This window comes from Bradyrhizobium jicamae (assembly GCF_001440395.1).
GTDB lineage: Bacteria > Pseudomonadota > Alphaproteobacteria > Rhizobiales > Xanthobacteraceae > Bradyrhizobium > Bradyrhizobium jicamae.
Genome location: NZ_LLXZ01000120.1, coordinates 114,468 through 121,457, shown reverse-complemented (window position 1 = coordinate 121,457; position 6,990 = coordinate 114,468). Strand labels below are relative to the sequence as shown.

Annotated in this window: 8 protein-coding genes and 1 pseudogene; 4 read left to right on the top strand and 5 right to left on the bottom strand. The window is 62.0% G+C overall.

Annotated features, from left to right (window positions below; all coding sequences use genetic code 11):
* Window positions 1-21: 21 nt before the first annotated feature.
* Both CQ12_RS47920 and CQ12_RS20115 read right to left on the bottom strand, forming a co-directional pair.
* Window positions 22-126: pseudogene (locus CQ12_RS47920) on the bottom strand (Rieske (2Fe-2S) protein); the annotation flags it as partial.
* Window positions 127-233: 107 nt separating this feature from the next.
* Entirely contained in the window at window positions 234-536 is a 303-nt protein-coding gene (locus CQ12_RS20115) for a hypothetical protein (RefSeq protein ID WP_057837027.1), read from the bottom strand.
* A gap of 412 nt (window positions 537-948) precedes the next feature.
* Here CQ12_RS20115 and CQ12_RS20110 point away from each other — a divergent pair, with 412 nt between their 5' ends.
* Window positions 949-1,497: a DUF4142 domain-containing protein gene (locus CQ12_RS20110; RefSeq protein WP_057837026.1), complete on the top strand. Its 549-nt coding sequence runs from the start codon at window positions 949-951 to the stop codon at window positions 1,495-1,497.
* 66 nt (window positions 1,498-1,563) lie between these two features.
* Entirely contained in the window at window positions 1,564-1,794 is a 231-nt protein-coding gene (locus tag CQ12_RS20105; protein WP_057837112.1) for a DUF6496 domain-containing protein, read from the top strand.
* 341 nt (window positions 1,795-2,135) lie between these two features.
* Here CQ12_RS20105 and CQ12_RS20100 read toward each other — a convergent pair whose 3' ends face one another.
* Window positions 2,136-2,567: a CBS domain-containing protein gene (locus CQ12_RS20100; protein ID WP_057837025.1), complete on the bottom strand. Its 432-nt coding sequence runs from the start codon at window positions 2,565-2,567 to the stop codon at window positions 2,136-2,138.
* Between the two features lie 149 nt (window positions 2,568-2,716).
* On the bottom strand, window positions 2,717-3,040 hold the full coding sequence (locus CQ12_RS20095; protein WP_057837024.1) for a hypothetical protein: 324 nt from the start codon (window positions 3,038-3,040) through the stop codon (window positions 2,717-2,719).
* 600 nt (window positions 3,041-3,640) lie between these two features.
* Between CQ12_RS20095 and CQ12_RS20090 the strand changes: the two genes are divergently transcribed.
* Window positions 3,641-4,096 carry a host attachment family protein gene (locus CQ12_RS20090; RefSeq protein WP_347337438.1) on the top strand — a complete coding sequence of 152 codons (456 nt, stop codon included), beginning with the start codon at window positions 3,641-3,643 and terminating at the stop codon, window positions 4,094-4,096.
* A 36-nt stretch (window positions 4,097-4,132) separates the two neighbouring features.
* Here CQ12_RS20090 and garD read toward each other — a convergent pair whose 3' ends face one another.
* Window positions 4,133-5,668, bottom strand: coding sequence for a galactarate dehydratase (gene garD / locus CQ12_RS20085; RefSeq protein WP_057837023.1), 1,536 nt, complete (start codon window positions 5,666-5,668; stop codon window positions 4,133-4,135).
* Window positions 5,669-5,965: 297 nt separating this feature from the next.
* On the opposite strand from garD, the gene ytfQ reads away from it, so the two are divergent.
* Window positions 5,966-6,931 carry a galactofuranose ABC transporter, galactofuranose-binding protein YtfQ gene (ytfQ, locus tag CQ12_RS20080; protein WP_057837110.1) on the top strand — a complete coding sequence of 322 codons (966 nt, stop codon included), beginning with the start codon at window positions 5,966-5,968 and terminating at the stop codon, window positions 6,929-6,931.
* Window positions 6,932-6,990 lie beyond the last annotated feature (59 nt).

The following is a 6,990-nucleotide window of genomic DNA, read 5'->3' as shown; positions in this document are numbered from 1 at the left end:
CCGAAAGCCGGTGACCGAGTTTTATGGCTTGTCCTCGAGGCCGTGCTCGGCCGACGGGCTGATCGCGGGAGCGTTACCATCGAATGCGAGCTGAGATCCGTGGCACGGGCAGTCCCAACAGGTCTCGAACCACGCCATTGCCTTCATCGAAGCTCTCCCGATCAATCAAGTATGAATGGTCGGCGACGATGAGTTGTTCCTGCATCTCCACAGGGAGGCCGCTATGTGCGTGGTCAGGGAGTCTCTTGGAGATCGTCGAGCTCGACGAGGTAGGCGAGCAGCAGGTCTCCATCCGTCTGCCTGGAATCCCGCACCGCTTCCCGGTAAGCAGCAATTTCGTTCTCGGTCGAACGCCGGGACCGGAGCCGAGCCTTGCCATCCCACAGAGGTACGCCGTTCGACATCAAGCCGGCGATGTCCTGACGCAGCCAATGCTCATGACAAAGTTGCTGGGATTCGCGCAAGTTTTTGGCTTCGAAAGCAAGCGTGGGTCTTCCATCGATGTCCAGGGTGAAAATCGCGGGCAGTAACATCATCCGACCCACGTCACATGTCTGACCACAAGGAAGAGACCGGCGGCGCCGACGGCAACGAGCGCGCAAGGCATCGCGATCTGCATCGCAATCCGAATGACAGTTAAGTTCATGCCACCGGCCTGATATTCTCTGGAACGGTTCAGCTTCCCCGATCCGCCTTACTGGTTTCGGTCATGCCGCACTCGCCATCCGCATCGACCGGCAAGGCGAGCACCTGGCTCACCCGCATCGAACTTATCCTGCGCGCCGTTTCTCGTCTGTCCGATCCCTGACACACGGTTTCGGGAAATAGAGTCTCCAAACGGGGCACTTGCGCGGGTTCGCTATGGCCGGCGTGAAGGGAACGATAGAGGAGGATTGCTGATTGATACGGCTGATGCCGGCCCAACCCGGCGACGAAAGGAATTAGTAAATGAAATACCTTGCCCCGTGCCTTGCCGTCATTCTCCTGGCGACGCCTGCCATGGCCCAGTCGATCGGAGAGAAGACCGGCGTTAATTCAACGCTTGGAATTACGCCGGCGACGGACGATTTCGTAAAGCAGGTCGCCATCAGCGACATGTTCGAGATCCAGTCCAGCCAGCTCGCGCAGGAGCGGGGCAATGCCGCCGAGAAAACCTTTGCCGCTGCCATGATCAAGGATCACGAGAAGACGAGCAACGAGTTGAAGTCGATGGTGTCAGGCGGGGATCTGAAGGTGGCGCTGCCGACCCAGCTCGACAGCACTCACCAGAGCAAGATCGACAAGTTGAAATCGCTCAAAGGCGGCGACTTCAGCTCCCGCTACCAGATCCAGCAGGTCAGCGGTCACAAGGACGCCGTGTCGCTGTTCGAGCGCTACGCCAAGGGCGGCGACCACCCGAAACTGAAGGAGTGGACGGAAAAGATGCTTCCGACGCTGCGCCACCATCTCCAGATGGCGCAGGAGCTGGCTGCGGGAAACACGGTCGGCAAGCGCTAGCGGGGCGCAAGGGACGCTGGCAGTGCCGCGTCCGCGCGAACTATCTGAACGGTGAGGATGAGCAAGATGGCGAAGAAAGCAAAGAAGCGCAGATATTCAAAGGGGGCGGCGAAGAAGGTCGGCCGCGCCATGAAGAAGCGCAAGTCCGGCACGCTGAAGAGCGGCCGGTCGGGCAAGAAGGTGAAGAGCAGAAAGCAGGCGATCGCGATCGGCCTGTCGGAAGCGCGAAAGAAGGGCGTCAAGGTACCCAAGAAGGGTTCGAAGAAACGCTCGAAGAAGCGCGCGAAAAAGTCCTGAACGGGTCAATCCGACCGCGCCAGATCGGCGGCCGGATAAGCTACCATCCAGTCGTCAAGCAGTTCGTCTCCGAAATCATCGAGCGCTCGAATTCGATAGCGCTCGAGATGTCGCGGAGAGATTTTGCGGTTTCGAGGGAACGTTGATTTGGGTGTCGGTGCCATCGGTCTTCGCCACTCCGCCGGCGTTCCCCCACGCGTATGATGGCATTAGAACGGCGAACGGCTGTCCGAGGTTCCCATGACGGCGTGAGAAACGGCGATGCCCGCGACGGGTGACCACTGCAGGCAGAAACGCGGCCATCCACGGCGATATCAGCACCGCAGCCGGCCCTGCACGGATCAAAGCTGTGCGTGCTGTCCGCCGGGCCGCGAAATCCTGCTCAAGGCAGCGCCCGTGCCATTGCCGCATTGCACCAGCGCGATGTCCCCGAGCGCAATGATACCGACAAGCCGCTTCTTGCGATTGAGCACCGGCAGGCGCCGAACCTGAATGTCACCCATGATTGCGCTGACCTGATCGAGGTCCTGATCGTCGTAGCAATATTTGACGTCGGCCGTCATCACGTCGCCGACCCGTCCCTCGGGGCCCCGGCCCATGCCGATGCCGCGGATCGCGATGTCGCGATCGGAGATCATGCCGACCAGACGGTCGTTGTCGGTCACGGGCAGCAATCCGACACCGAGCGCCGCCATCGCCTGCGCGGCGTCCTTCAACGTGTCATCGGGGGTGCAGAGCTGAACCTCTGACGTCATCGCATCGGAAACTTTCATGGAAGCCGCTCCGTTTGCCGGTTGTTCACCCGCTAACAGGCGACCGCAGGCCGCTGTTCCCGTGAGCACATGAAAATATTGGGCAAATGAAATACTCAGGCCCCGCTGGAGAGACTTCGGACCGCACCCGAAGTCTCTCCAGGATTGTCCTACCAGCGGTTGCTGTCGATCCCGACGCCCACGCTGACGCCGGGAGCACGAACGCCGACGCCAGCTCGCGGTTCATCCCAGTCGCGATAGCGTCGTTGCTCGATATAGCGCTCGCGCGGCGCATAGGCATAGGAATCGCGCACGATCACGCGGCTGCCGCCACGGGTGCGATAGCAGCGTCCGTCCTCGTCGCAGACCATGCGAACCTGCTGTATCAGGTCGGAGTTGGTGTATTCATTCTCGGTGTAGACGTCGGTCGCATTTGCACTGCCGGCCAGGAGAGCGCCCGCGCCGGCCAGCAGGCCGATTGCAATCTTCCTCATAAGTTCCTCCTCATTCGAATGCTGCCCTACGGGGGCTCAAAGCATCGCTCCCGCTTTAGTTCCGACAATGGAAGGGAACGATCAGGAAGTTCCAAACAGGCGCGCTCATCTTCAACCGCACAAAATATTCAAAGCGGCGGATCGGATGCGCAGCGGCCGACCAACAACCCGTAGACATGCATGCAGCCATCGACGGGTTCGGCCTTCCAACACCCAAACCAACAACACGCAGTTGCAGACTAGCGTCGACGTCTCCGCCAATCTGACGGAGAGCCTGCGTACCCGCGTGAGCGCAGCGATTGGCCGGCTGCCGTGATCGAGTGATGGCCGCAGTACGGCGGCTACAACTTGATCGTGGTTCGCGAGGACATCGTGATCATCGGAATCGCCGCGAGATGCGGGAGTATCGCTATCGCGAGCGGCACGATCGCAAGTGCATTATCGAGCCCGGCGAACGGGATCGTCGAGGAAATCGGCGACTGACATGCAAATACGTCTAAATACGTCTAAATATGTCGGAGACGGAAGCGGCCCGAGGTACCGTCCCGGCAGGCAACCAACCCGGCACTTCATGCGTTAGGGCCGCATGGAGCAAGGACGATGATGGCTGGCCAAAAACCACAGATTTCCCACAACACCCTCATGCTTATCGGCGATGGACGAAAGGCGCTTTTTCTCCGCAACAAAGGTACCCCGCAGCGACTCCATCTGGAAGTCGAGCAGGTTCTCGAACAGGAAAATCCGGCAACACGCGAGCAGGGGACGGATCGTCCCGGCCGTTCCATCCAGAGCGTCGGCGCCGCCCGGAGCGCAATGGAGCAGGCCGATTGGCATTACCTCGCAGAGGAGCGATTCGCCGGCACCATTGCCGAAGCGCTCTATCGCCTGGCTCACGGCAATCGCTTCGACAAACTCGTCGTCGTTGCGCCGGCAAAGGTGCTGGGCAATCTCCGGCAGGCTTTTCATGCCGAGGTGACGGAGCGGATCGTTGCCGAGGTTGCGAAGGAGCTGACCTCGCATCCGATACCCGAGATCGAAAAGCTGATGGCGGCGTAGCTGCCGTCGGCGACGACGGCTGGCCCTTGCATCGCGTCAGGTCACCGGACCGGGATTGAACAACGCCAGCGCGTTGGTCAGTTTCCAATGTTCGGCCCAGGTCTCGCGGCCGCTCGCTACGTCGAGCATGAGGCGGAAGATCTCCCAGCCGACGTCCTCGATCGTGGCATCGCCGGTCGCAATGCTGCCGGCATCGACGTCGATCAGATCGTGCCAGCGTTGCTTGAGTTCGCTGCGCGTCGACACCTTGATGACCGGCACGGCGGCGAGTCCGTAGGGCGTGCCGCGGCCGGTGGTGAAGACGTGCAGCGTCATGCCCGAGGCAAGCTGCAGCGTGCCGCAGACGAAGTCGCTGGCCGGAGTCGCCGCAAAAATCAGTCCCTTCTGGCTGACCCGCTCGCCCGGAGCCAGCACGCCCGCGATCGGACCGGTGCCGGACTTGATGACCGAGCCCATCGCCTTCTCGACGATGTTGGAGAGGCCGCCCTTCTTGTTGCCCGGCGTGGTGTTGGCGCTGCGGTCGGCCTCGCCGCCGGCTAGATAGCGGTCATACCAGGCCATCTCGCGCACCAGCGCATCCGCAACCTCCTGGTTCGCCGCGCGCGGCGTCAGCAGATGGATCGCATCGCGCACTTCCGTGACTTCGGAAAACATCACGGTGGCGCCGGCGCGAACGAGAAGATCCGCAGCAAAACCCAGCGCCGGATTCGCGGTCACTCCCGAGAACGCATCGCTGCCGCCGCATTGCATGCCGACCACCAGCGCCGAAGCCGGGCAGGTTTCGCGGCGGCGCTGGTCCAATATCTTGAGGCGCGCGTCGGCCATCTGCACGATGTCCTCGACGATCTCGCCGAAGCCGGTGAGGCCTTCATCCTGCATCCGCATGATTTCTTCGTCGGCGCTCATGCCTTCGGGCAGCAGCAGTTCGGGCTGCAGCTTCTCGCAACCGAGGCCGACGATCATCACCTCGCCGCCGAAATTGGGATTGCGGGCGAGATTCTGCAGCGTGCGGATCGGCACGGCGGCGCCCGGCGCGTTGATCGCAACCCCGCAGCCATAGGCATGCGTGACCGCCACGACGTCGTCGACGTTGGGATATTTCGGCAGCAGCTCCTTGCGGATCCGCTCCAGCGCGAACTCGACCGTGCCGGCGACGCACTGCACGCTGGTCGAGATCGCGAGGATGTTGCGGGTGCCGACCGAACCGTCCGCATTGCGGTAACCTTCGAACGTGTAGCCTTCGAGCGCGGGCAGCCGGATCGCGCCGCCGTTCGGCTGCGGCAGATTGTCGAAGGAGGGCGCATCCGGCATCTGCACCAGCGATTCCTTGACCCAGCTGCCTTTGGCGATCGGCGCTGCGGCGTGGCCGATGACCTCGCCGTAACGGAGGATGGCTTCGTCCTTGCCGATATCGGCGAGGGCAACCTTGTGGCCTTGGGGAACTTGCTCGATCAGCCGCAAGCCGCAGGCAAATTCGGCACCGGGATGCAGGCCGCCGCGGTTCGCGACAATCGCAACGTTATCGTCCGCGTGCATGCGGATGTAGAGCGGTTTCGCGGCGGCGGGCTGCATGTCGAATCCTCAAGTCTGGCGGCGTAACGCGTAACTGCGCCGCATGCGCAGGGCAATCAAGGTCAAACCGCTGGTGCGATCAAGCGGCCGCTGGGCCGGAAGTCGTCGCGTGGGGAGTCAGAGCCGGACTCAGGTGGGAGTGACGGTCGGAACCAAATAGTCAAATAATATGACTAGTCAGCGCCGATCTTCCGTGGAATATTCCCCGCGCTGCCGCCAACGGACAGCGAATAAGGTGCCGAAATACCGATTTCGGGGATGCAGGCACCCTGAACAACATTTGGGAGAATGCGCCTCATGACCTCCAAAGCCCTTCTTGCGGCCACTGCGCTGGTCGCTCTCACCCTCGCACTTCCCGCAACCGCCGCCGAACTCACCGTCGGTTTTTCCCAGATCGGATCGGAATCCGGCTGGCGGGCGGCGGAGACCTCGGTCTCCAAGACGGAGGCCACCAAGCGCAAGGTCACGCTGAAGATTGCCGACGCCCAGCAGAAGCAGGAGAACCAGATCAAGGCGATCCGCTCTTTCATCGCGCAAGGCGTCGACGCGATCTTCCTCGCGCCTGTCGTGTCGAGCGGGTGGGATGCGGTGTTGAAGGAGGCCAAGGAAGCCAAGATCCCGGTCGTGCTGCTCGACCGCGACATCGATCCGTCGGGCAAGGAGCTGTATCTCACCGCCGTCACCTCGGACAGCGTGCACGAAGGCGCTGTCGCCGGCGAATGGCTGGCCAAGGCCGTGGCCGGCAAGCAATGCAACGTCGTCGAGCTCCAGGGCACGGTGGGCGCCAGCGTCGCCACCAACCGCAAGAAGGGTTTTGACAGCGTCGTCGCCAAGAACGCCAACCTCAAGGTGGTGCGCAGCCAGACCGGCGACTTCACCCGCGCCAAAGGCAAGGAAGTGATGGAAAGCTTCATCAAGGCCGAAGGCGGTGGCAAGAATATCTGCGCGGTCTATGCCCATAACGACGACATGATGGTCGGTGCGATCCAGGCAATGAAGGAAGCCGGCCTCAAGCCAGGCAAGGACATCCTGACAGTGTCGATCGATGCCGTACCCGATATTTTCAAGGCGATCGCAGCTGGCGAAGCCAACGCCACCGTCGAGCTGACGCCGAACATGGCGGGTCCGGCGCTCGACGCCATCATGGCCTACAAGGCAAAGGGAACGGTGCCGCCGAAGTGGATCCAGACGGAATCGAAGCTCTACACGGCTGCCGACGATCCGCAGAAGATCTACGACAGCAAAAAAGGCCTTGGCTACTGATCGGCCGGCGCCACGCCGCCGAGTCTCAAGCCAGCCCCGGCCCGGCGGCGAAAGCCTTC